The organism is Sphingobium sp. PNB, assembly GCF_019873065.1.
Classification (GTDB): Bacteria; Pseudomonadota; Alphaproteobacteria; order Sphingomonadales; family Sphingomonadaceae; genus Sphingobium; species Sphingobium fuliginis.
The window spans coordinates 1-24,073 of the sequence record NZ_JAINEZ010000005.1; the positions used below are offsets into that span (position 1 = coordinate 1).

The 24,073-nt window shown below is 66.5% G+C and carries 23 protein-coding genes; 9 read left to right on the forward strand and 14 right to left on the reverse strand.

Translation table 11 applies throughout. The features are described from left to right. Window positions 1-204: 204 nt before the first annotated feature. The 4 genes from K7W03_RS03015 to radA form a co-directional block, all read right to left on the reverse strand. Entirely contained in the window at window positions 205-1,527 is a 1,323-nt protein-coding gene (locus tag K7W03_RS03015) for an aminopeptidase P family protein (RefSeq protein WP_222885531.1), read from the reverse strand. Window positions 1,528-1,646: 119 nt separating this feature from the next. Continuing rightward, complete coding sequence (locus K7W03_RS03020) at window positions 1,647-1,829, reverse strand: general stress protein CsbD (RefSeq protein ID WP_025551144.1); 183 nt, start codon at window positions 1,827-1,829, stop codon at window positions 1,647-1,649. A 270-nt stretch (window positions 1,830-2,099) separates the two neighbouring features. Further along, on the reverse strand, window positions 2,100-2,615 hold the full coding sequence (locus tag K7W03_RS03025; protein WP_044661661.1) for a CvpA family protein: 516 nt from the start codon (window positions 2,613-2,615) through the stop codon (window positions 2,100-2,102). Between the two features lie 11 nt (window positions 2,616-2,626). Continuing rightward, complete coding sequence (gene radA, locus K7W03_RS03030; protein ID WP_044661660.1) at window positions 2,627-3,994, reverse strand: DNA repair protein RadA; 1,368 nt, start codon at window positions 3,992-3,994, stop codon at window positions 2,627-2,629. A gap of 89 nt (window positions 3,995-4,083) precedes the next feature. Between radA and K7W03_RS03035 the strand changes: the two genes are divergently transcribed. The 3 genes from K7W03_RS03035 to K7W03_RS03045 all read left to right on the forward strand — a co-directional run bounded on the left by K7W03_RS03035 (window position 4,084) and on the right by K7W03_RS03045 (window position 7,836). Further along, window positions 4,084-4,782 (forward strand): endonuclease/exonuclease/phosphatase family protein, encoded by a 699-nt coding sequence (locus K7W03_RS03035; protein ID WP_192832867.1) that lies wholly within the window; start codon window positions 4,084-4,086, stop codon window positions 4,780-4,782. 115 nt (window positions 4,783-4,897) lie between these two features. After that, entirely contained in the window at window positions 4,898-7,231 is a 2,334-nt protein-coding gene (locus tag K7W03_RS03040) for a patatin-like protein (protein WP_222885532.1), read from the forward strand. Then, window positions 7,228-7,836, forward strand: a complete 609-nt coding sequence (locus K7W03_RS03045) for a hypothetical protein (RefSeq protein ID WP_061940249.1) — start codon at window positions 7,228-7,230, stop codon at window positions 7,834-7,836. Before K7W03_RS03040 ends, K7W03_RS03045 begins: the two co-directional genes overlap by 4 nt. A gap of 4 nt (window positions 7,837-7,840) precedes the next feature. Here K7W03_RS03045 and K7W03_RS03050 read toward each other — a convergent pair whose 3' ends face one another. Then, window positions 7,841-8,128: a 4a-hydroxytetrahydrobiopterin dehydratase gene (locus tag K7W03_RS03050; protein ID WP_048577142.1), complete on the reverse strand. Its 288-nt coding sequence runs from the start codon at window positions 8,126-8,128 to the stop codon at window positions 7,841-7,843. Window positions 8,129-8,214: 86 nt separating this feature from the next. Between K7W03_RS03050 and K7W03_RS03055 the strand changes: the two genes are divergently transcribed. The 3 genes from K7W03_RS03055 to K7W03_RS03065 are packed head-to-tail and all read left to right on the forward strand — an operon-like array spanning window position 8,215 to window position 9,886. After that, window positions 8,215-8,640: a metallopeptidase family protein gene (locus tag K7W03_RS03055; RefSeq protein WP_044663047.1), complete on the forward strand. Its 426-nt coding sequence runs from the start codon at window positions 8,215-8,217 to the stop codon at window positions 8,638-8,640. Next, window positions 8,637-9,242 (forward strand): heme ABC exporter ATP-binding protein CcmA, encoded by a 606-nt coding sequence (ccmA, locus tag K7W03_RS03060; RefSeq protein ID WP_222885533.1) that lies wholly within the window; start codon window positions 8,637-8,639, stop codon window positions 9,240-9,242. The genes K7W03_RS03055 and ccmA overlap by 4 nt, the downstream gene beginning before the upstream one ends. Next, window positions 9,239-9,886 carry a heme exporter protein CcmB gene (locus K7W03_RS03065; protein WP_048577144.1) on the forward strand — a complete coding sequence of 216 codons (648 nt, stop codon included), beginning with the start codon at window positions 9,239-9,241 and terminating at the stop codon, window positions 9,884-9,886. The genes ccmA and K7W03_RS03065 overlap by 4 nt, the downstream gene beginning before the upstream one ends. Window positions 9,887-10,060: 174 nt before the next feature. Here K7W03_RS03065 and K7W03_RS03070 read toward each other — a convergent pair whose 3' ends face one another. The 9 genes from K7W03_RS03070 to K7W03_RS03110 all read right to left on the reverse strand — a co-directional run bounded on the left by K7W03_RS03070 (window position 10,061) and on the right by K7W03_RS03110 (window position 20,084). Further along, window positions 10,061-10,744, reverse strand: coding sequence for a Fe2+-dependent dioxygenase (locus tag K7W03_RS03070; protein ID WP_137709346.1), 684 nt, complete (start codon window positions 10,742-10,744; stop codon window positions 10,061-10,063). A 49-nt stretch (window positions 10,745-10,793) separates the two neighbouring features. Then, entirely contained in the window at window positions 10,794-11,558 is a 765-nt protein-coding gene (locus tag K7W03_RS03075; RefSeq protein ID WP_222885534.1) for an energy transducer TonB, read from the reverse strand. Window positions 11,559-11,733: 175 nt separating this feature from the next. Then, window positions 11,734-14,295 carry a TonB-dependent receptor gene (locus K7W03_RS03080; RefSeq protein WP_222885535.1) on the reverse strand — a complete coding sequence of 854 codons (2,562 nt, stop codon included), beginning with the start codon at window positions 14,293-14,295 and terminating at the stop codon, window positions 11,734-11,736. Between the two features lie 86 nt (window positions 14,296-14,381). Then, the gene (locus tag K7W03_RS03085; RefSeq protein ID WP_222885536.1) at window positions 14,382-14,657 is read right to left on the reverse strand and encodes a ribbon-helix-helix domain-containing protein; all 276 of its coding nucleotides are present in this window, start codon (window positions 14,655-14,657) and stop codon (window positions 14,382-14,384) included. Continuing rightward, window positions 14,657-15,379, reverse strand: coding sequence for an acetoacetyl-CoA reductase (gene phbB, locus K7W03_RS03090; protein WP_222885537.1), 723 nt, complete (start codon window positions 15,377-15,379; stop codon window positions 14,657-14,659). Before phbB ends, K7W03_RS03085 begins: the two co-directional genes overlap by 1 nt. Window positions 15,380-15,415: 36 nt before the next feature. Then, window positions 15,416-16,387, reverse strand: coding sequence for a ferrochelatase (gene hemH / locus K7W03_RS03095; protein ID WP_222885538.1), 972 nt, complete (start codon window positions 16,385-16,387; stop codon window positions 15,416-15,418). Between the two features lie 5 nt (window positions 16,388-16,392). After that, window positions 16,393-18,660: a molybdopterin cofactor-binding domain-containing protein gene (locus K7W03_RS03100; protein WP_222885539.1), complete on the reverse strand. Its 2,268-nt coding sequence runs from the start codon at window positions 18,658-18,660 to the stop codon at window positions 16,393-16,395. A 56-nt stretch (window positions 18,661-18,716) separates the two neighbouring features. After that, a complete protein-coding gene (locus K7W03_RS03105; protein ID WP_025548752.1) occupies window positions 18,717-19,145 on the reverse strand; it encodes a CoA-binding protein in 429 nt (142 codons plus the stop codon). A 171-nt stretch (window positions 19,146-19,316) separates the two neighbouring features. Beyond that, window positions 19,317-20,084, reverse strand: coding sequence for an Mrp/NBP35 family ATP-binding protein (locus K7W03_RS03110; protein ID WP_226869663.1), 768 nt, complete (start codon window positions 20,082-20,084; stop codon window positions 19,317-19,319). A gap of 334 nt (window positions 20,085-20,418) precedes the next feature. Between K7W03_RS03110 and hflK the strand changes: the two genes are divergently transcribed. From hflK to K7W03_RS03125, 3 genes are all read left to right on the forward strand, one after another. After that, window positions 20,419-21,546: an FtsH protease activity modulator HflK gene (gene hflK, locus K7W03_RS03115; RefSeq protein WP_173664354.1), complete on the forward strand. Its 1,128-nt coding sequence runs from the start codon at window positions 20,419-20,421 to the stop codon at window positions 21,544-21,546. Then, window positions 21,546-22,391 (forward strand): protease modulator HflC, encoded by an 846-nt coding sequence (hflC, locus tag K7W03_RS03120; RefSeq protein WP_222885540.1) that lies wholly within the window; start codon window positions 21,546-21,548, stop codon window positions 22,389-22,391. The genes hflK and hflC overlap by 1 nt, the downstream gene beginning before the upstream one ends. Before the next feature lie 109 nt (window positions 22,392-22,500). Continuing rightward, window positions 22,501-24,009 carry a Do family serine endopeptidase gene (locus K7W03_RS03125; RefSeq protein WP_025548759.1) on the forward strand — a complete coding sequence of 503 codons (1,509 nt, stop codon included), beginning with the start codon at window positions 22,501-22,503 and terminating at the stop codon, window positions 24,007-24,009. Window positions 24,010-24,073 lie beyond the last annotated feature (64 nt).

Genomic DNA, 24,073 nt, shown 5'->3' on the forward strand with positions numbered 1-24,073 from the left:
CGATCCGTTGGATCGCAACCCCCTCACCCGGCTCCTCCGTCGCCAACGCTTCCCATCCTTCCCTCAAGGGAGAAGGAAGGTCTTGAACTTGCCCACACCCCCCAGAGCAAATTCCAATCCGACTGCATCGGCTCGACTGCTCCAAGTTTCCGTTTTGTCGCCTTTTCCAAGTCAGCAGATGATTCCATCCCCCGGAAAGCAAGCCTACCGCCCCATCGCCGCCTCGATCTCCGCGACGGTGCGCGGCACGGCTTCGCTCAGCCGCTGCGATCCGGTCGGCGTGATCAGGTACAGATCCTCGATCCGGATGCCGTAATTGGCGGACTGGACGTACAGCCCCGGCTCCACGGTGATCACCGCGCCCGCCGGCAGCGGCTTCGACATGTCGCCCACATCATGGACGTCCAGCCCGACCAGATGCCCCAGCCCATGGGTGAAGTCGTCCACCCGCCCGGCCTTGCGGAACACGTCCTTCGCCGCCTCGACCAGATCCTCATAATAGACCCCGGCCTTCAGCCTGGCGACGGCCGCCGCCTGCGCGGCGAGGACCAGCTCATAGGATGCCCGCTGTTCGTCGGTGAACCTGCCGCCGGCGGGGAAGGTGCGGGTCACGTCGCAGGCATAGCCCCCGACGGAGGCCGCCGCGTCGATCAGGATCAGGTCCTTCTCCCCGATCACCCCGCCGCCGCCGGTATAGTGCAGCGACGCCGCGTTGCGCCCGGTGGCGACGATGCTGTCATAGGCCAGCCCGTCGCCGCCCCCGGCGCGGAAACCATCCTCCAATATCGCCTTCAACTGCCTTTCGGTCATGCCGGGCCGCACCTGCTTCATCGCGGCGAGATGGCCGCGCGCCGTCGCCGCCATCGCCTTGCGCATCAGCTCCAGTTCGCGCGCCTCCTTGACGATGCGCAGCGAGGGCAGAAGGCCGCTGTCGTCCTTCAGGGATACGCCCGGCACCCGCTGCATCACCTTGCCGTAAAGCTCCAGCGCCCTGGGCACGGGCGCGGACGCGCTGACGATCGGCCCCAGGAAATGCAGCGTCTTGGACCGCTCGGCCAAAGCGGTGACAAGGCTCCCCAGCCCGCCGGTGCGCGCCACCCGGGAAAAGCCCGTGCGCCGCTCCACTTCGGTGCCCAGCGGCAGGCGCTCGACCTCCCACCGCTCCGACTCCACATCGCGCGACGGCAGCAGCAGCCATTCCCTGACCGTGCGTTCGGCGGGCGCCATGACAAGCACGGCGTCCGGCTCGTCGACAATGCCGGTGAGCCACGCGAAATCGCCATCCTGCACGAAGGGCGGCGCCACCGCCGCGCTGCTTTCCACCGGCCCCGCGCCATGGACGACGGCGACGCCGTCCTTCAACGCCTCCATCACCCGGCGGCGGCGCTCGCGAAACACATCGGGCGCGAAGGGAACGGTGCCCGAAGGCGTCGCAAAGCCCTGCGGCGGCAGGACCTGCGCCCGCAACCCGGCGGCGCACAGGAACGAAGCCGTCCCGCCCGCGATTATCGACCGTCGATCCCACATGTCCCTGAACTCCCTTGCTGAAAGGATTGGAACAGCAAGAGGCGTATGATGTCAATAATACAGTAAAAGGCCCCGCCAAAAAGGCGAGGCCATTCTGTGGAAGCTTCTTGGACTTGGGCTCAGATCTTGTCGCCAAGCGCGCCCTTGACCGAACCCTTGACGTCCTGCGCCGTGCCCTTGGCCTTCTGCGCCTTGCCTTCCGCGACCAGATCGGGATCGCGCTGGTTGCGCCCAGCCGCTTCCTTGATCGCCCCGGCCGCCTTGTTGCCGGCCGCCTTCACCTTGTCGGTCATCTCGCCCATCGGTTGTCTCCTTCAGTTGCTGTTGCCCGATAAACGGATGGGCAGAACCGAAAGTTGCCTCCAATACGCAGGCGGAACGGACGGAAAGAGGAAACAGGGTGACAGGCGGACTCGGGGGATCGCCCGCTAGAGCCAATCGACATTCAGCCCTGAGGGCCTGCAAATGATGCTTTTCCCTGCTTCCGGTGCTCACCTACCATGAGTAGGCTGCGCTCCGGGTCACGGAAAACCATCATTTTCGGCTCGTCATCTTCTGAATGTCGATTGGCTCTAGTCCGTCTCGGACGGCTTGCGCGCCCGCCGTTCCGCCACGAATTCGCTGATCGCCTGACCGCTGGCGTTCAGCAGCGGATAGGTCCGCGCATCGGACAGCCAATCCGGCCGCCGCGCGCCGCTGCCGTAGAAAGTGTCGTAAACCAGGCTGAACGCCAGAAAGACCAGCGTCGCGCCGATCAGCCCCTTGACCGCGCCGAAGCCCGCACCCAGCACCCGATCGACGGGCCCCAGCACCGACTGCCGCGTGCGCCGGCCGATGGCGTGAGCCAGCAGCTTGCCCGCGCCGAAGGTGATGCCGAACACCAATGCGAAGGCAAGCACCGCCGCGCCGCTGGTGCTGCCGACGAAGGGCGCCGCCAGTTCCGTCGCCGAAGCGTGGAAAAGGCGGATCGCGAAGATCGCCAGCACCCAGGCGATCAGCGACAGGGTTTCCTGCACGAAACCCCGCATCAGGCCGAAAATGGCGCAGCCGCCGATCAGCAGCAGGACGAGAATGTCGATCGCGTTCATCGCGCTGTTGGCTATCCGCGGCCGAGCATCTGGTCAACAAGTTGCGCAAGCGCGCGATAACCGCTGACCGAAATGCCCTTGACCCCATCGGCCACGGCGGCGGGAACGAAAGCGCGGTTGAAACCGAGCTTGGCCGCCTCGCGCAACCGCAACGGGGCATGGGCCACCGGGCGGATTTCGCCGGACAAGGCGATTTCCCCGAACAGGACGACATCGGCGGGCACCGGCCGCTCCGACAGCGCCGACATCAGCGCGGCCGCGACCGCCAGGTCGGCCGCCGGGTCCGACAGGCGATAGCCGCCCGCGACGTTCAGATAGACTTCGCAGGTCGAAAAGCTGAGGCCGCAGCGCGCCTCCAGCACGGCCAGCACCATGGCCAGCCGCCCGCTGTCCCAACCCACGACAGCCCGGCGGGGCGTGGCCCCGCTGGAAAGGCGGACGACCAGCGCCTGGATCTCCACCAGCACCGGGCGCGTCCCTTCCAGCGCCGGAAAGACGGTGGCGCCGGTCACATTCTCGTCGCGATGGGTCAGGAACAGGGCGGACGGATTGGCGACCTCCTCCAGCCCCTCGGCCACCATCGCGAACACGCCGATCTCGTCCGTGCCGCCGAAGCGGTTCTTGATCGCGCGCAGGATGCGATATTGGTGGCTGCGCTCTCCCTCGAAGCTCAGCACCGTATCGACCATATGCTCCAGCACGCGGGGGCCCGCGATGCTGCCGTCCTTGGTCACATGGCCGACAAGGATCAGGGCGGTGCCGCGCTGCTTGGCGAAGCGGATCAGTTCCTGGCTGGACGCGCGCACCTGGCTCACCGTGCCGGGCGCGCCCTCGATCAGGTCGCTGTGCATCGTCTGGATCGAATCGATGATCAGCAGCGCGGGTGGCGCGCCCTCCCCCAGCGTCGTCAGTATGTCGCGCACCGAAGTGGCGCTGGCAAGCTGCACGGGCGCATTGCCAAGCCCCAGCCGCTGCGCGCGCAGGCGCACCTGATCCGACGCTTCCTCGCCGCTGATATAGGCGACGCTGTGCCCGGCCGAAGCAATGCGCGCGGCCGCCTGCAACAGCAGGGTCGACTTGCCTATGCCCGGATCGCCGCCGATCAGCGTGGCGGAACCGGACACGATGCCGCCGCCCAGCGCCCGATCGAACTCCGCAATGCCGGTGGTGGTGCGGGGCGGCAGTTCGACCTTGTCGTCCAGCCCCACCAGCGTCAGCGCCCTGCCGCCGCTATGCAGGTCGTGGCGGGCGGAAAAGACCGTTTCGGCCGCTTCCTCGACAATGCTGTTCCATTCGCCGCAATCGTCGCACTGCCCCTGCCACCGGCCCGAAACGGTGCCGCATTGCTGACAGACGAATTTTCGCTTTGCCTTGGCCATGCGGCACGCATATCAGAACATATGCGGAACACAAATCCTCTTTGCATCTTGCCATGGAAACCGGGCGCGCTGTGGCGCATTGTTTCGCCATGAAGACCATTCGCGTCGCGAGCTACAATATCCGCAAGGCCATAGGCACCGACCGCCGCCGGGTTCCCGAGCGGGTGATCGACGTGCTGAACGAACTGAACGCCGACATCATCGCCCTGCAGGAGGCCGACCGGCGCTTCGGCGTCCGCTCGGCGGCGCTGCCGCCCTGGCTGCTGGAGAGCATCAGCCCCTATAAGCCGGTGCCCCTCAACGTGCAGGTCGATTCGATGGGCTGGCACGGCAACGCCATATTGGTGCGCAAGGATGTGGAGATCGGCGCGCACGACGTTCTGCACCTCCCCTGCCTGGAGCCGCGCGGCGCGACCATGGCGGAGGTCACGTTGGGCAAGACGCATCTTCGCATCTTCGGCATGCATCTCGACCTGTCCGGGCTCTGGCGGCGCAAGCAGGCCGCCGCGGTGATCCACGCGGCAGGGCAGCGCGACGCCATGCCGACGGTGCTGATGGGCGACCTCAACGAATGGAGCGCGGAACGGGGGTGCCTGGCGGATTTCGCGCGGCATTACAGCTTCGCGCCCTGCGGCCGTTCCTTCCATGCGCGACGGCCGGTGGCGCGGCTCGACCGGATCATGCATTGCGGGCAGTTGAAGCTGGTCGATTGCGGCGTGCATGAAAGCGCGGGGGCGCGAAAGGCGTCCGACCATCTGCCCATCTGGGCGGAATTCAAGCTGGGGTGACGGCGAAGCTCCATCATGTTCCTGCGAAGGCGGGAGCACCGAACCCTTTGCGCAAACGCGCCTGCCCATCTGCGCCCCCTCGACAAGCCCCCCTTGCTCTGCAACTCTCAACCCCATGAAAGAGCGGGAACTCAGGCTCGCACTGGTCTGCTATGGTGGGATCAGCCTGGCCGTCTACATGCACGGCATCACCAAGGAGATCTGGCATCTGGCCCGGGCAAGCCGGGCGTTCCATGACGGCGTGCCGTCCGGCAACAGCAGCGAGGCGGTCTATCGCAAGCTGCTGGAGGATCTGGAAACGGCCTGCGGCGTCAAATTGCGGGTGATGCCCGACATCATCGCCGGGGCCAGCGCCGGCGGCATCAACGGCATCTTCCTGGCGCAGGCGATAGAGACGGGCCAGTCGCTGGACCCGCTGACCGATATGTGGCTCGACAATGCCGATGTCGAAAAGCTGCTCGATCCCGATGCCCGCCCCGCCCGGCGGATCACCAAATTCTGGGCGACGCCGCTTGTGTGGATGGCGGCGCGGCATCCGGGAGACACGGTCGAGCGCACCGTCGCCCCCGATACGCGGGAGGAGGTTCGGCACAAGCTGTCGCACTTCATCCGCTCCCGCTGGTTCGAGCCTCCCTTCGGCGGGGAAATCTTCACGGCCATGATCCTGGACGCCTTCGACGCGATGGAGGCGACCGGGCGCGGCCCGGCGCTGCTGCCGCCCGGCCATCCGCTGGACCTGTTCGTCACCGTCACGGATTTCGAAGGGCATCCGCAGAGCCTGAACCTCAACAGCCCCCCACAGGTGGTGGAGACGGAACATCGGCTCTCCATCGGCTTTCGCGCCCGCGGGCATGGACAGCGCAACCTTGCCGATCCCGCCGAACTGGTCTTCGCCGCCCGCGCCACGGCCAGCTTTCCCGGCGCCTTTCCGCCCTTCACCGTGCGCGAGCTGGACCGGGTGCTGAAACGCCGCCATCGCGCCTGGCCGACGCGGGACGCCTTTCTGGCGCGCGCCCTTCCCCGCCATGCGGCGCACGGACGCGCCGAGGACGCGGTGCTGATCGACGGCTCGGTGCTGGCCAACGCCCCGTTCGCCCAGGCCATCGGCGCGCTCAGGAACCGCCCCTCCCGGCGGGAGGTCGACCGGCGCTTCGTCTATATCGATCCCAAGCCCGGCCATCGCTCGATCCAGCTCAATCGCCACGGCGAGGCGGAGGAAGCCTCATCGGGCGAGGATGCGCCGCTGCCGGGCTTCTTCCGCACCATTTTCGGCGCGCTCAGCGACATTCCCCGCGAACAGCCGATCCGCGACAATCTGGACGCCATAGACCGGCATAGCGCCCGCATCCGGCGCATGGCGCGCATATTGACCGCTCTGCGGCCCGGCATAGAGGCGGAGGTCGAAAGCGCCATCGGCGGCATGCTGTTCCTGGATCGCCCGACGCCGGCGCGGCTGTCCGCCTGGCGCAGCAAGGCCCAGCAACGGGCCGCCAGTTCCGCCGGCTTCGCCTTCCCCGCTTACGGCCACCTCAAGCTGTCCGGCATCGTCGAGGACCTGGCCGACCTGCTGTTCCACCTGAGCGGGGAGGAAAGCCCGCTGATGCGCGAAAGCTACCGTCAGGCGCTATGGGGCCATGTCAGGTCGATCGGCGCGGACCAGTTGACGGAGGATGTCGGACCCGCATCCGCCCCGGTCGGCTTCTTCCGCCAGCATGACCTGCCCTTCCGCATTCGCCGCCTGCGCTTCCTCGCCCGGCGTCTGGCCGAAACGCTGGAGGTGGAGGGCGCCGCGGACGACGCCGTCATCCAGAAGATGCACGACGCCATCTACGCCGCCCTGTCGCACTATACCGAATGCGAGGGCGCCGACTTCTACAATGGGGAAATCAAGGCGGCGGCGCGCGAAGTCCCCAATGATCCCGGCGCAGCGCTGGAGGCGGTGGCGCAGCTACGCGGCCTGCGCGAACGGGACGAAGCGGCGGACATGATGCTGGCCGATGCCCTGGCGGCGCTGCCCAGGGCGGCGCGTCGGACCATGCTGCTCGCCTATCTCGGCTTCCCCTTCTACGACATCGCCACCCTGCCGCTGCTGCAAGGGCATGGGATGGACGAATATGATCCGGTCAAGGTCGACCGCATCTCGCCGGAGGATTGCAGCGCGATCCGCTCCGGCGGGGCGGAAGCGACGCTGAAAGGCGTAGAATTCAATAATTTCGGCGCTTTCTTCAGCCGCGCCTATCGGGAGAACGACTATCTGTGGGGGCGGCTTCATGGGGTGGAGCGGCTGCTGGACATCGTGATTTCTGCATGTCCCGCGGCAAGCCGTCTTTCCCAGGAAGCGGTGCATCAATATAGGCGAACCGCTTTCATGGCGATTCTGGATGAGGAGGAGGAGCGGCTGGACCATGCCGCCGACCTGATCGCCAGCTTGAGAGAGGAGATCGGGTGAACGCAGGCAAGACGCTGTTTCCGATGCTGGTGCTGGCACTGGCCGCCGGTTGTTCTCCTGGCTCCGATGGACAGACGAGCGCAAAGGCGGGGGAACGGCCCGGCGAGCCGCGTGACGCCCTCGGTTCCCTCGCGCTACCCGACATGCCTTTGCGCCGGGAAGAGGCGGCGGAGACGCTTCCCGCATCTTCCGCCCTCGCTGCCGCGCCTTCGCGCCCCGGCGGAAAAGGCGCCGGACGGCAGGCGGACGCCGGCCCGACGAGCGCCGTGCCATTGCGGCTGCTGCCGATGAAGCCTTCGGTGGTCAACATCCCGCCGCCCCCCTATGTCCCCGACCTGCCGCCATCGGACGGCGCGGCCGACATCCAGCCCTTTCCCGATGAGGTGACGCGCTACATGGTCGACCGCGACAGTTGCGACCATTTCCGGGGCGAGGAAGCCTATGATCCGGAGCGGCTGGCCTATTTGCAGGACAATATCGCGGCGCTCTGCACCGGCACCGATGCGCGGCTGGCGCTGCTGCGCCACCGCTATGCCCATGTCCCGGCGGTCATCTCGGCGCTCAGCGGCTATGATGACCGGATCGAAGGAAATGCGTCGCAATAGGGCCTTATGAAAGGGCGTCGATCTGGGCGGCGAGTTCGATGTCCCGGCGCGACAGGCCGCCGGCATCATGGGTGGTGAGCAGGATGTCGACGCGGTTGTAGACATTCGACCATTCGGGATGATGATCCGCCTTTTCCGCAAGCAGCGCCACCTGCGTCATGAAGCCGAAGGCGGCGTTGAAATCCTTGAAGGTGAAAAGGCGGCGGATGCCGTCCGGATCCTGCACCGGCGCCCATTCCGGCAGATTCCTCAGCGCCAGCGCGCGTTCCTCCCCATCCAGTTTCGCGATCATCTGTCTTTCCCGTCCCTTGCCCGGCCGATTCCTGGCGGCGTTAACTCATTTTCCCAAGCGTCGGCGGTTTGCAGACGATTCGGAACATGCTTTATGTCTCTCCCATGGACGATGCCGGTCAACAGCCCCGATTTGCGCCGACGCGCGAGGATATAGAAAGCCTGGCGCTGGCGGCCCTGTCGCGCCTGCCGGAACCCTTTCGTTCGCACCTGTCGAATGTCGTGCTGTTTGTCGAGGAATTTGCCGATCCGCAGGTGCTCAAGGAAATGGAGATCGACGATCCCTTCGGCCTGACCGGCCTTTACACCGGCCGGCCCGTCGGGGAAGCGGCGCAGAGCGGAGACCTGCCGCCGACGGTCCATCTTTTCCGCCGTCCGCTGCTGGACGAATGGGTGGAAACCGGCGTGCCGCTCGACATGCTGATCACCCATGTCGTCGTGCATGAGATCGGCCATCATTTCGGCCTGTCCGACCTCGACATGCATGTGCTGGAGGACATGGTCACTCTATGAGCCGGGCGGGATTGCACCTGTCGGGCGTCGCCTGCGCGCGCGGCGGGCGGCTGCTGTTCCACGGCGTCGACCTGGCGATGGAGCCGGGCGGCAGCGCCTTGCTGAAGGGGCCGAACGGCATCGGCAAGTCCAGCCTGATGCGGATTTGCGCCGGGCTGCTGCGCGCGACGGCGGGAACGGTCGATCGCCATGGCCGGATCGCGCTGGCGGACGAGCGGCTGGCGCTGGACATGGAGCAACCGCTCGAAGCGGCGCTCCGTTTCTGGACGCGGTTGGATGCAGCGGCGTCGGACGCGCTGGACGCGGCGATGGCGGCAATGGCGCTGGAGCCCCTCCGCCAGGTGCCGGTGCGCATGCTGTCGACCGGGCAGCGCAAGCGGGCTGCGCTGGCACGGGTGATCGCCAGCGGCGCGCCGATCTGGCTGCTGGACGAGCCGGGCAACGGGCTGGACGAAGCGGCACTGGACCTGCTCGGAACGGCGGTTGCGGGGCATCTGGCCAAGGGCGGGATCGTCGTGGCGGCGTCGCACCAGCCGCTGCCGCTGGCGACGCCGGTGATCGTGGCGATACAGGACCATGCATGGGCGGAGGAGGAGGCATGACCATCCTCCTGACGCTCGCGGCGCGGGATTTGCGGCAGTCCTGGCAATCCGCCGGGCTGTGGCTCCCGGTCGCCTTCCTGTTGCTGGTGGCCAGCCTCTACCCCTTTGCCGTGGGGCCGGACGCGGCGCTGCTGCAGCGGAGCGGCGGCGGCATGCTGTGGATCGCGGCGTTGCTGGCCAGTCTTTTGCCCGTGGACCGGCTGGTGGCGCCGGATCGGGATGCGGGCGTTCTCGATCAGATAGCCCTGCGCGGGATCGGGGAGGAGACGGTCGTGCTCGCCCGGCTGATCGCCCATTGGCTGGGCTTCGGCCCGGCGCTGATGATCGCCACCCTGCCCGCCGCCGCACTGTTGAAGCTGGACGGGGCGACCATAGGCTTGCTGGAAGCCGGATTGCTGATCGGCACGCCCGCCCTTGCGGCGCTGGGGCTGCTGGTGGCGACGCTGACGGCAGGCTTGCGCTCCAGCGGGGCGCTCGCCGGACTACTGGCCCTGCCGCTCGCCGTGCCGCTGCTGATCTTCGGTGCCGGGACGCTGGGGGACGGAAGCGGCGCAGCGCTCAAGTTCCTGGGCGCAGCGTCCCTGCTGCTGGTCGCGATCACCCCCTTTGCCGGCGGCGCGGCAATCCGCGCCGGGCGGGAGTGAGAGACGGGTTGGGTGGTTCTTGCCATTAAGCCCCTCCCCTTAAGGGGAGGGTTGGGGTGGGGGCGTGCCTTTACAGGTCAACTTTTCCCGTGGGGCACGCCCCCACCCCTCAGTCCCCTCCGCTGAAGGGGAGGGGAAGCATTGACGTCCGCCATTGCCCAATATCCCACAAGATCAAGCGTCGGCCCATCGCCGCAGCAGATTGTGATACACGCCGGTCAACCGGATGACCTGCGCATTGTCATGGCCCAGTTCGCCCGCCAGCGCCTGAACGCTGCTGTCGAGATCGAACAGCATCTGCCGCGCGGCATCGTCCCGCACCATGGATTGTAGCCAGAAGAAGCTGGCCACCCGCCGCCCCCGCGTCACCGGTTCCACCCGATGCAGCGACGATGACGGATAGAGCACCGCATGGCCGGCCGGCAGCTTCACCTGCTGCACGCCGAAATTGGTCTCGACCGTCAGTTCGCCGCCGTCATAGCTGCCGGGCTCCTCCAGGAAGACGGTGATCGACAGGTCCGAGCGCACGCGAAAGCCGGTGCCGGCCTGCATCCGCACTGCATTGTCCACATGGGTGCCGAAGGCCTGACCGCCCGCATAGCTGTTGAACAGCGGCGGGAAGACCTTGAGCGGCAACGCGGCGGCAATGAACAGGGGCGAGCGGCCCAGAGCATCCAGCACGATCTGCCCTGCCTGCTTCGCTTCGGCGCAATCCTCCGGCAGTTGCAGGTTGCGCTTGGCGAGCGCGGACTGGTGGCCGGAGGTGACATTGCCGTCGACCCACTGCGCCGCGTCGATCAGCGCGCGGACCCGGGCGACGGTTTGGCCATCCAGCAGTTCGGGGATGACGGTCAGCATACCGATGAACCTGGACAGGCACGGATGAAGCGGAAGCGGCCCATTGCAGTCACTCCGCCCCGCCGCGCAGGACGAAGGGAATTTCGACCACGCCCTTGACCCGAACCGCCTGGCCATCCCGCATCACGGGTTTCCAGCGCCAGCCGCGCACCGCGTCGCGCGCCGCATTGTCGAGCCGGGGAAAACCGCTGCTCTGCGCGATGGAGAGGTTCTCCACCGCGCCATCCAGACCCAGCGTCAGAGCCAGAACGACGGTCCCCTGTTCGCGCCTGCGACGGCTCTCCACCGGATAGCGGGGCGGCTTGCCGGCGATCATCTGCGCGCCCAGGTCGCCGCCCTGGACCAGGCTCGATCCCATGGATGCGGCGGGCGGCGCGGGGGGTGAGGAAAGCGCGACGGGAGGAGCAGGCGGCGCAGGCGGCACGATCTCGGGCGTGGTCGCCACGGCCGGCGCCGGCGGCTGGGGCACTTTCACCAGTGGCGGCGGCGCGACGATCTTGGTCTGCGGCGGGGGTGGCGGGGCCTCCGCGGATGGAGGCGGAGGAGGCGGTGGCATGAGGTTCACGACCGACAGGCGCGCCTCCCGCACGCGCTGCGCATGATGCCGGACCTGGACCAGCGCGGCGATAAGGACGGCATGAAGCAGGACGATGACAAGAATGGCTGGAACGTTCGGCCCACGCCGCGTGCCATAGCGGGCGGGAGCAGCCTCGAATCGAACGGTTGCGCTGGGGACGGAGAGCGGAACGGCGGGGGATGGGACGATCGCGTCATCCGCCGCCTCTTCAACATATCCATCTGCTACGCGAAGCATGCCAGATCCCCTTTGCCGCCCTGCCGGCGAAACCGGTCCATAACGCGAATCCTAATGCTACTCAATCGCATCTTTACCATGGGACCGGACGGGTGGCGACCCGAGGAGGATAGGAGTGCATCGCCACCCGCCCGTTTCCCCCGGCAAGGGACGAGTGCCGGGGGATAGGGATCGGTCAGAACATATAGTTGAGGCTGAACACCGCCGACCGGGTCGGGGCAGGCTGCGCCCAGCTGTTATTGATGTTGTTGCGCACCGTCGTCACATATTTCTCATTGGTGAAGTTCTGCACATTCACCTGCGCCTTCAGATTCTCCGTGATCGGGTAGGAGGCCATGAAACGGTGGATCGTGTAGCTTGGCACCCGGTAGCCGACATAGCTGTTGGCGACCAGTTGGGCGAGCGACGGCTGGTTCAGCAGGAAGCTGCCCTGATAGGTCAGGCCATAGCCCAGTTCCAGGCCGAAGCCGAAGCGGTAGGTCGTGAACAGGCTGCCCGAATGCTTCGGGGTATTGGTCAGCGCGTAACCAGCCGTCGGATCAAGGAAGGTCGTGCTGTTGGCGCATGTGCCGGCGGCCGGGTCCGTCGCGCCCGGATGGGCGAGGCAATAGTCGGAAACGCCCTGCTTGATCTTGCTCTTGAGGTACATGTAGTTGGCGGAAATCGTCCAGTTGCTGGTGATGTTGCCCGACGCGCCGAAGGACACGCCCTCCACCCGCTGGCGGCCATCCGTCGCCTGATCGCGCAGCAACGGATCGCCCGACACCACCTTGATCTGGTTGCGGTCGTTGCGGAACAGCGCCAGGGTCAGCAGCAACTGCTTGTCGAACAGGTCGGCCTTGGCGCCGATCTCGTAATTCTTCGTGGTTTCCGGCCTGACATTGCAGGTGCCGCTGCCGCCCGCGGCATTGTCCGCGGTGCAGCTACCGTCGACCGACGATTTGGACGGCAGCTTGGAGTTGCCGAAAGCGACATAAAGGCTGGTGTCCGGCGTCGGCTTCACGACCGCGCCGATGCGGAAGGAAAAGAGATTGTCGTCCACCTCCAGCCGAGTGCCGACCGTGCTGATCTGGCCAAGCTGCGCCGAACCGCCCGTCGTGTTGTAGGTGAAGGTGCGGTTGAAGCCCTTGACCTTCTCATAGCGGACGCCGCCGTTGATCTCGAACCAGTCGGTGAACTTCATCGTATCGAACAGATAGGCGGCATAGCTGGTCTGTTCCCCGACATTATGCGTGCCCAGGATGAAGTTGACCGGCCCGACATAATTGTTGCTGCCATAGACGCGGGCCAAGCCGGTGGTGGCCGCAGGGCCGACGATGCCGGACGAGGGATCGGCGATGTTCACCAGCGGCAGGTAGAAACCAAGGCTGGCGGCGGCGCTATAGGCCGGATTGGCGGCGCCGGCGCCGGTGGCAGGCGCGGTGAAAGGCGCGGCATAGGGATCGAATCCGTTGGCGCTGCGGCCCAGGCTGCCCTGCAACTGGTCGTAGCGCTCCCACAGGGCCGAACCGCCGACGACCAGCGTATGGCCGATGCCGCCGGTGTCGAAATCGGCGCTGAGGTCGATCTGGTTATAGGCGGTTTCATTGGTGATGAAGCGCTGGTTGCCGCGGCCGCCGATCGGCAGATAATAGCCGACTGGAATGGTGAGCGTTTCGCCGGCGGCGGTCGTGCCGATGCGCTGCGTGCATGCGCCGCCGGTGTCCGGATTGAAGCCGCCCGCCGTTCCGTTGTCGAGGCAGAAGACGCCGTTCGGCTGGCTGGTCACCGTATCCTGGCGGATATGTTCGTACCGCGTCAGGTTGCGGACCTTGACCGTATCGCTGAAGGCATGGCTGAAGATCGCCTGCAGCGACTTGGTCTTGCTGTCCTGGCGGTCGAGATTGGCGAAGCCGTAATAGCCCGACCGGTCGAACTGGTCGACGATGCCCCCCAGCGCCGGGAAGTAGCGGATGCCATATTGCGGCATCGCCTTGTCATCCAGATATTCGCCCTGCAGCGTCAGGCTGGTGGGGCTGTCGATGCCGATGGTGATCGCGGGCGCCACGCCCCAGCGCTCATAATCCTCGATATCGCGGCCCGGCACATCGTTGCGGTGATAGACGGCGTTGAGGCGCACGGCGATCAGGTCGTTGACGCGCTTGTTCGCGTCGATGGTCGCCCGATAATAATTGTCCGTGCCGATCCCGGCGTTCAGGATCGTCTTGTCGTCGGCCAGCGGACGCTTCGTCACCAGGTTGATCGTGCCAGCGACCGAACCGCCGCCGTTCATGACCGAATTGGCGCCGTTAGTGACTTCGACCTGCTCGATATTATAGACTTCGTTGCGGTTCAGGAACGCGCCGGAACGCACGCCGTCGACCGTGACGTCGTTCTTCGCGTCCTGCCCGCGCAGGATGATGCGGTCGCCATAGCCGAAGCCGCCCTCGCCCGCGCCGAAGGTGATGCCGGGAACGGTCGACAGCACGTCGCGCAGCGTCAGCAGGTTCTGCTGCTGGATGGTTTCCTTGCCGATCACCGTGATGGTCTGCGGCGTATCGAGCAGCGGCCGGGTATATTTGGGCGATTCCGCCTTTTCGACCTTGATCGGCGATTCCTCGATCGCCGTGTCGGTGACCGTCATCCCGCCAAGCTTGGCGCCCTGCGCTGCATCCTGCGCCTGCGCGGACGAGGCAAAGGCGATCGCGCCGACGCAACTCAGCGCCAGGAAGGACGGTCGTGACAGTGCTTTGGACATGGAAACAGAACCCCTTTCTTGAACCTTGAGGGGTCTGCTATTGCGACTTGTTCGCAGAGTCAACGCTATTGCGAGTAATTATTATTTTATGATTGTATATTATCGTTGAAAAGCCAGCATCTTATCGCGCTCGCCAGATTGGGCGGATCGGCCGACGCCATGCGCGCGACATCGATGCGCGCGATCAAGGCGTTGACGGGCAAACCCTCTCGCAGGGCGGCCGCGCGCAGGGCTTGCCAGAATATCGGTTCGAGGCTGATCGCGGTCTGATGGCCCGCAATCGTCACGCTGCGCTTGACGGGCGGAGCGAAGGGCGATGCCGCCGGCGCCGAAGCGTCAATGGAAGGCCCCTCGCCTTCCATCAGTACATATGCTGGCCGCCGTTGATCGACAGCGTGCTGCCGGTCACGAAGCCCGCCTCCTCGCTGCAGAAGAAGGCGACGCCACGGGCGATCTCATCGGCATGGCCCAGACGGCCGACCGGGATCTTGGCGACGATCTTTTCCAGCACCGCCTGCGGCACCGCCGCGACCATGTCGGTGTCGATATAGCCCGGCGCGATCGCATTGACCGTGACGCCATATTTCGCGCCTTCCTGCGCCAGCGCCTTGGTGAAGCCATGGATGCCGGACTTGGCGGCCGCATAGTTGACCTGGCCATATTGGCCCGCCTGCCCGTTGATCGATCCGATATTGACGAAACGGCCCCAGCCGCGCTCCCGCATCCCGCCGAAGGTCGCCTTGGCCATGTTGAAGCAACCGCCCAGATTGATGCGCATCACCTCGTTCCAGTCGTCGAAGCTCATCTTCGCCAGCACGCCGTCGCGCGTGATGCCCGCATTGTTGACGACGACGTCGATCGGCCCCAGCCCCTCGGCCACCTGCGCGCAACCGTCCAGACAGGCCTGGTGATCGCCCACGTCCCATTTGAAGGACGCTATGCCCGTCTTGTCCGAAAAGGCCTGCGCCTTGGCGTCGTTGCCGGCATAGTTGGCGGCGACCGTGAACCCCATCTCCTTGAGCGCCAGGCTGATCGCCTCGCCAATTCCACGCGTTCCGCCCGTGACGACTGCAACCTTGCTCATAGTGGCTCTCCTCAAAGAATATTGACGGGACGAAACTTACCTCTCCAACCAGCCGGCCAGTTCGCGACGGGCCAGAGTCTCGTACAGATTCATAGCGTCCGGGGAGGCGTTCAAACAACTCAAATGGACAAAATTATTGCCACCGGAAGCGATAAAATCCTCTTTGCCGCGAATGGCGATTTCCTCTAGGGTTTCCAGGCAATCCGCCGAGAAGCCGGGGGTCAGGACGGCAACATTCCGGACATTTTCCGAAGGGAGCTGCCGCAGCACCGCATCGGTTGCCGGGCCCAGCCATTTCGCGGGGCCGAAACGCGATTGGAAGGTGACCCGGACCTCCCGCCCCAGCGCCTCGCCCAGCAGCCTTGCACTTTCGACGCACTGGTCGCGATAGGGATCGCCCAATTGCCGCGTTCGTTCCGGCATGCCGTGGAAGCTGGCGATCAGCAGGTCCGGCGCGAAATCCAGGTTGGCGAGCTGCGCCTGGGTCGATGCGCGCAGCGCCTCGATATAGGCGGGATCGGCATGATAGGGCGGCAGCGTGCGGATCGCCGGCTGCGCCCGCATCTTCGCCAGCGCCGCATAGGCGGCATCGAGCGCGGTGGCCGTCGTCGCCGCGCAATATTGGGGATAGAGCGGAGCCAGCAGGATGCGGTCGCACCCTGCGGCGACCATCGCCTCCAGCCGCGCGCCGATCGCCGGATTGCCATAGCGCATCGCCCAATCGACCATCGCGCCGGCGCCCATCCGCTCCTGAAGCCCGCGGGCGGCGTCGCGCGTATAGACGGCGAGCGGCGATCCCTCCTTCATCCACACCTGCCGATAGGCATGGGCGGATTTCTTCGGACGGGTCAGCAGGATCGGGCCGCGCAGGATCGGCTGCCACAGCAGTTGCGGAATTTCCACGACGCGCCGGTCGGAAAGGAATTCGGCCAGATAGCGCCGCACCGATGCCGGGTCGGGACCGTCGGGCGTGCCCAGATTGATGATGAGAAGGCCGATCTTGCCCAAGAATTTCACCCTTCCATCAGCAGGGGCAGGGTGCGGAAACGCCGCCCCGCCGTGGTGAACAGCGCATTGGCGACGGCGGGCGCCACCAGCGGCGCGCCCAGGTCTGTCAGCCCGGCGGGAGGCGCGGTGCTGCGGATCAGTTCGACCGTCACTTCCCCGACATCGCCCAGCCGCGGCAGACCCATGCGGCCCAGCATCGCCCGCGTCGGCATGCCCTTCGCATAGGGGACGGACGCCCCCATGGCGAATGCCAGCCCATGGATCAGGCCGCTTTCGACCTGCTGCCGGGCAATGTCCGGATTGACCTGATCCCCGCCGTCCACCGCGGCGACGATCCGTGAGACCTGCAACTTGCCCTCCGCCATGCCCGCCTCCACCATCACGGCGATGAAGGCGCCGTTCATCACATGCGCCGCCAGTCCCTGCCCGCTTCCTTCTATGCCGCCCTGCCAGCCGCCCATGGCGCCGACGGTGGTCAGGCAATGCGCCAGCCGGGGATTGCCGCCCAGCATCTGGATACGAAAGGACATCGCCTCCATCTGCGCCTGATGCGCCAGCTCGTCCATGAAACTTTCGGTGAAGAAGGCGCCGTGCAGATGCGCGTTGCCACGTGCGAACCCCAGCGGCAGGCCGACATCGGCGGGGAAGTGATCGACCGCCCAGTTGGGCACCGCATAGGGCAGCTCCATGCCCGCCACCGCCAGCCGGGTGGACGTGCCTGACGCATCGGCGCCGGCCTCGTGCGGCAGCTTGCCATGGGCGATGCGCGCCCATGTCTGGGTCAGGGCGCAGGGGGCGGCGACCTTCGCGGACCAGCCTTCGATCGCGCCGTTGCGGCCCAGCTTGCCCGCCATGCGCGCATGGGCGGGAGCGCTGGGCCTGTCCTGGATCACATCCTCCAGCCGCGACCAGAGCAGTTGCACCGGCCGCCCCATCTCGCGGGAGAGGAGCGCGGCCTGCACGCCGGCCTCGAAATCCATGCGGCGGCCATAGCCTCCGCCGGCATGCAGCGGGTAGAGCGTCACCGCTTCCGCCGACAGCCCCAGCGCGCGGGCGATGGCGGCGCGGGCCAGGCCGGGCGCCTGCGTCGCCATCCATATTTCCGCGCTGTCCTCGCTGATCCGGGCGGTGGCGCACATCGGCTCCAGCGCCAGATGCAGGCCCGGCCGCACCCGATATTCGCTGGCAAGGATGGTCGCATCCCCGAACAGCGGCTGCGGATCGCCCTGCGCATAAAGCCGTTCGCCGGAGCCGGAAAAGGCCTGCTCCAGCGCCGCCTCCATCCCGGCGCTGTCCACCGGCCTGCCGGAAAGCGCGAAGACCGGATCGGCCAGATCGAGCGCCTTGTTCGCCGCCCACCAGTTGCTGGCGACCGCCGCGACCCACCGGTCCCGCCGCACCAGCTTCAGGAAGCCGGTGACGGATTTCGCCGCGCCCTCGTTGACGCTCTTCAGCACGGCATCCCCGATCGGCCCCTGCCGGATGGAGGCGAAGACCATGTCGGGCAGGCGGATGTCGGCGGCGAAATTATGGCTGCCGTCGATCTTGGACGGGGTGTCCAGCCGGGGAAGCTCCTGCCCCGCCAGCCGGTCCACCTCCGCCTGGCGGAAGGGCAATATCTCGGGCAGGTCGAAGGTCGCGGCATCCTCCACCACCTCGCCCAGCTTCAACCGGCGCTGCCCGCCGTCGGAAATGATGCCGTTCTGGATGTCGCAGCTTTCCCAGGCGACGTCCCAGCGCGCCGCCGCCGCCTTGCACAACAGCACCCGCGCCGCCGCGCCTGCCTCCCGATAGGGCTGGTGGAACATCGGCACCGACGTGCCCGCGCCCGTCAGCATCAGGGCGCGGCGGGTCGCATATTGATCGATGGTCCATTGGCCCGCCTCGCCCGCCAGCCGGCTCCAGTCATTGGCCAGCCATTCGCGCGCCAGCAGGATATTGGCGTAGAGCGGCCCGATCGGCGCGCTCTGCACGCCGACGGTCCGCCAGTCCGCGCCCAGTTCGTCGGCCAGTATCTGCGGCAGAAGGGTCGTGACCCCCTGCCCCATCTCGGTCTGGGGCACGATGACGACGACCTGGCCAGACCGGTCGATCTTCAGGAAAGCGTTGAACGCGGTCTCGCCCGGCGCGGTGTTGAGACTGGCGCGATAGGAGCGCGGCCATATGGCCCATGCCAGCAGCAGCCCCACCGTGGCGCCCCCGCCGACCAGCAGGGTGCGCCGGTCCAAACCCTTTTTCGTCTGCTGACCCTGCTTCCGCGGTGCGCGCCCCATGCCATCGCTGATAGAGGGGCTTGGAAGCTCTGCAAAGCCCTATTGCGCCCGAAGGTTCAGGCGACGGGCCTGAGCTGGAGCCGGCGTATCTCGATGGCGGGGCAGCGATCCATCACCACCTTGAGCCCGGCCGCCTCGGCCCGGGCCGCCGCGGCCTCATCGACCACGGCCAACTGCATCCAGACCGCCTTGGCCCCTGCCGCTATGGCATCGTCCACTACCTCCCCCGCGGCGTCGCTGCGGCGGAAGATGTCGACCATGTCGATCGGCACGCCGATGTCGGACAGGCTGGCCCAGACGAATTCGCCATGGACATGCTCGCCCGCGATCTGCGGATTGACGGGCAGCACGCGATAGCCGTGATCCTGAAGGGTCTTCATCACGCCATAGCTCGGCCGGTCGGGCCGGTCGGAAATGCCGACCAGCGCTATGGTGCGGGTTTCGTTCAGCAGATCGGCTATATCCTGCGCATCGGTAAGCGGCATGAGGGGTCCTCCATATTCGCGAGACATGGGAAGGACGCTGGAGAGGCGCAAGCCGTTCCCTCCAACCCCTTCATCCCAATGCAAGCCGGGATCTCAGGCGATAGGGCATGGAGTAGTCTCACGAGGTCCGGCTATCGCCGGGACGACGAAAGAAGGAACAGGGTGAAGACGTCAGCGCCCACCCCGCAGCCACGCAACGACCTTCTCCGCAATCGTGCGGAAAGCCACACCATGCGCGTCGTCCCCCGCCGCCGGAGGATCGCCCGCATCGGACCGGCGGCGAATGTCGATGGCGAGCGGTATCCGGCCAAGGAAGGGCATCCCCATTTCCCCGGCGGCCGCTTCCGCGCCGCCCTGACCGAAGGGGTCCGACACTTCCCCGCAATGGGGGCAGGCATAGCCCGCCATATTCTCGACAAGGCCGATCATCGGCACCTGCGTCTGCTCGAACAGGCTCACCGCGCGTACCGCGTCGATCAGCGCCAGGTCCTGCGGCGTGGAGACGATGACGGCGCCGGCCGGCTTGTGCTTCTGCACCATCGACAGCTGCACGTCGCCCGTGCCCGGCGGCATGTCGACGATCAGCAGCTCCGCATCGCCCCAATCCGCCTCGATCAGCTGGGCCAGCGCATTGCCCGCCATCGGCCCGCGCCAGGCGAGCGCCTTGCCCGGCTCGACCAGATGGCCCATGGAAAGCATCGGAACGCCAAAGGGGCTCTGCACCGGGATGAGCTGCTTGTCCTTCGCCTGCGGCTTCCTGTCCTCGCTGGCCATCAGCCGCGCCTGCGACGGGCCGTAAATATCGGCGTCGACCAGCCCTACCTTCACCCCCAGCCTTTGCAGCGCGACGGCGAGATTGGCCGACAGCGTGGATTTGCCCACCCCGCCCTTGCCCGATGCGACGGCGACGATCTTCAGCGGCCTGCGCTCGGCCGTCATGGCGATGCGCACATCCTCGACCCCGGGCACGGTCAGCGCGCCCTCCCGGATCGCGGCGGCCACGGCGTCGCGCTGATCGGACGACAGGCCCGCCACGTCCAGCACCAGCGACATCACCCCGTCCTTCAGGCGCGGCGCGCTGGCGCGGCCGTCGGTCAGCGTTTTGAGGCGAGCGGCGAAATCTTCAAGCTGGGTCATGGCAGGCCATCTAGGGACTTTCCCCGTCCGGCGAAACCGGCAGGCCGCCGTTTTTCTTGGCCATCGACATCATTCGAAACAATAATCGTTGCGAAGGGCACTGTTTTTCGCCGGAGAGCCTACCTATAGAGAAGGCATGAAGAGATTTTTCGGGTGGATGCCGGGCATAGCGAGCGCCATGGCCCAGGGTCCGTGGGGCGGCAAGAGCGACGGTCCGGACGGCAATGACGGCCAGGGCAAGGGCGGCGAAGGCAAGGGCAGCGACGGGCCGCGCAACCCGTGGACCCAGCCGGGACGCCCCGGCGCCAAGGGCCCTTCCGCGATCGAGGAACTGCTCCGCCGCAGCAAGGAAAGCTTCGGCCAGGGGGGTGGCGGCTTCGGCAATCTGCCGCCCCGCCCATCCGGCAAGGCGCTGTGGCCGGCCGCCATCGGCATATTGGTGGTGCTGTGGCTGGTCCTGACCTGCTTCCACCGGGTCGGCCCGCAGGAACGCGGCGTCGTCACCCTGCTGGGCAAATACAGCCGCACCCTGTCCCCCGGCATCAGCCTGACGCTGCCTGCCCCACTGGAAAATGTGACGACCGTCGACGTCGAGGAAATCCGCACCATCGACATCGGCTCGACGCGGGCGGAGAGCGAGAATCTGGTCCTGACCGGCGACCAGAACATCATCGACCTCGCCTATTCCGTGCGCTGGAACATCCGCAGCCCGGAACTCTATCTGTTCCAGCTTTCCGACCCTGACTCATCGGTGCGCGAAGTCGCCGAAAGCGCGATGCGCTCCGTCGTCGCCAGCGTCAGCCTGGAGGATGCGCTGGGCGCCGGCCGCACGGAGATCGAGCAGCAGGTCGAACAACGGATGCAGGAGATATTGGACGGCTACCGCTCGGGCATCCGCGTGCAGGGCGTCGCCATCAAGCAGGCCGATCCGCCGACCGCCGTCAACGATGCGTTCAAGGCGGTGTCCGCGGCGCAGCAGACGGCCCAGACCTATCTCAACGAAGCCCGCGCCGCCGCGCAGCAGGTGACCGCCAAGGCGCAGGGCGAAGCCGCCGCCTTCGACAAGGTCTATGAGCAGTACAGGCTCGCGCCCGACGTCACCCGCCGCCGCATGTATTATGAAACCATGGAGGGTGTCCTGTCGAACGTCGACAAGACCATCGTCGAAAGCGGCAATGTCACGCCCTATCTGCCCCTTCCCGAACTCAAGCGCCGGGCGCAGGGCAGCACCGCGCAGGGCAGCGCGACCGTGGAGGGCCAGTGATGCAGAACCTCGCCCGCCATCCCGTCGCGCTGGCGCTGCTGGCCATCGCCGCGCTGCTGCTGATCGGCAGCACCATCGCCATCGTGCCTGAAACCAAGCAGGGCGTGATCGTGCGCTTCGGCGATCCCAAGAAGATCATCAACCGCTATCGCCCCAACGAGGATTTCGGCAAGACGGGCGCGGGGATCATCCTGCGCTGGCCGTTCATCGACCAGATCGTCTGGATCGACAAGCGCGTCCTGTCGGTGGAGATGGAGCGGCAGCAGGTGCTGTCCACCGACCAGCTCCGGCTTCAGGTCGACGCCTTCGCCCGTTACCGCATCGTCGATCCGCTGCGCATGTACATCGCCGCGGGCAGCGAGGAGCGGGTGTCGGACGCCCTGCGCCCGATATTGGGCTCCGCGCTGCGCAACGAACTGGGCAAGCGGCCCTTCGCGGCGCTGCTCTCCCCCGAGCGGGGCCAAGTGATGGACAATATCGAGGCGGGCCTGAACCGCGTCGCCCGGCAATATGGCGCGCAGATCGTCGATGTGCGGATCAAGCGGGCCGACCTGCCCGACGGCGCGCCGCTGGAAAGCGCCTTCACCCGCATGCGCACGGCGCGGGAACAGGAAGCGCTCACCATCCGCGCTCAGGGCGCCAAGCAGGCGCAGATCATCCGCGCGGAGGCGGACGCCAACGCCGCCCGCATCTATTCGGAAAGCTTCGGCAAGGACGCCCAGTTCTACGATTTCTATCGCGCCATGCAGGCCTATCGCTATACTTTCGCTCCGGACCGGCAGGGGTCGACCACCATGGTCCTCTCCCGCGACAATGATTTCCTGAAGCAGTTCCAGGGGCGTTGATTTCATTACGGAACCAGCGTCATTCAATGAGGGTTAAGGCAAGACGGCGCATCCCGCTCATCGCAGAGTCCCGCCTTTCCTTCGCAAGTTCATGAGAGGACCGTCACGAGTGCGTTACGCTTATGCCATTACCGGCGCCCTGCTGCTCGGCGGCACGGCCATCGCCGTCACGACCAGTTCCAATGTCGGCGCGCAGGTCGCGCAGAATGAAGGCATGCAGGCCGCCGCCCCCGCCGGCGCCCCGGCAAGCCTGGCCGACATGGTCGAGAAGCTGCAACCGGCCGTGGTCAACATTTCCACCAAGCAGCGCGTGCAGGTGCAGAATCCCTTCGCCGGCACGCCCTTTGGCGACCTGTTCGGCGCTCCGGGCGGAAGGCCGCAGACCCGTCAGGCGCAATCGCTGGGGTCGGGCTTCATCATCTCCGCCGACGGCTATATCGTCACCAACAACCATGTGGTGTCCGCCGGCGCCGAAGGGGCCAGCGTCGATTCCATCACCGTCACGCTGACCAATAGCGAGGAATATCCGGCCAAGCTGGTGGGCCGCGATCCCGCCACCGACATCGCCGTGCTCAAGATCGAGCCGAGGAAAGCCCTGCCCTTCGTGAAGTTCGGGGACAGCACCAAGGCGCGCGTGGGCGACTGGGTGATCGCCATCGGCAATCCCTTCGCCCTGTCGGGCACGGTGACGGCCGGCATCATTTCCGCCGTGCATCGCGGCACCGGCGGCACCTACGACAAGTTCATCCAGACCGACGCCTCGATCAACCAGGGCAATAGCGGCGGCCCGATGTTCGACATGCGCGGCAATGTGATCGGCATCAACAGCCAGATACTGTCGCCCTCGGGCGGCAATGTCGGCATCGGCTTCGCCATCCCGTCGGAACAGGCGGCGCCGATCGTCGACACGCTGCGCAAGGGGCAGGCGGTCAAGCGCGGCTATCTGGGCATCCAGATCAGCCCGCTGGGCGAGGATCTGGCCGATTCGCTCGGCCTCGCCAAGAATCGCGGCGAATTCGTGCAGGGGGTGGAGCCCGGCAAGGGCGCCGACAAGGCCGGGATCAAGGCGGGCGACGTGATCGTCAGCGTCGCCGGCCAGGAAGTGACGCCGGACCAGAATCTCTCGTCCATCGTCGCCAACCAGCCGATCGGCGGACGTGTGCCGATCGTGCTGCTGCGCAATGGACAGCGGCAGACGGTGACGGCCGTCGTGGGCGAACGCCCGTCCGAAGACGAACTCAACGCCTTCGCCCAGAGCCAGGATGAGGATTTCAGCCAGCAGCAGGAGAACCCCTCCAATAATGGCCAGGCCAGCCAGCAGTCGCTGGGCATTTCGGCCATTCCGCTGACCTCGACCATCATCCGCCAGCTCGGCATCGCCGCCGATACGCGGGGTATCGTGATCACCGCCGTCGACGGCTCGACCGATGCAGGCGCCAAGGGCCTGCGCCGCGGCGACGTCATCATCACCGCGAACAACCGGCCCGTCGCGACCCAGGCGGACCTCGACGCGCAGGTGAAGGCGGTGTCGGCGCAGGGCCGCAGCGCGATCCTGCTCCAGGTGCTGCGGCGCGGCCAGCCCGCCGTGTTCCTGCCGGTGCGGCTGCGCGACAAATAAGCGCGCGCGCCGCAGGACAGGCCAAGAGCTGAAAACCAGCCGATCGTTACGGGTCGCGCTTGCC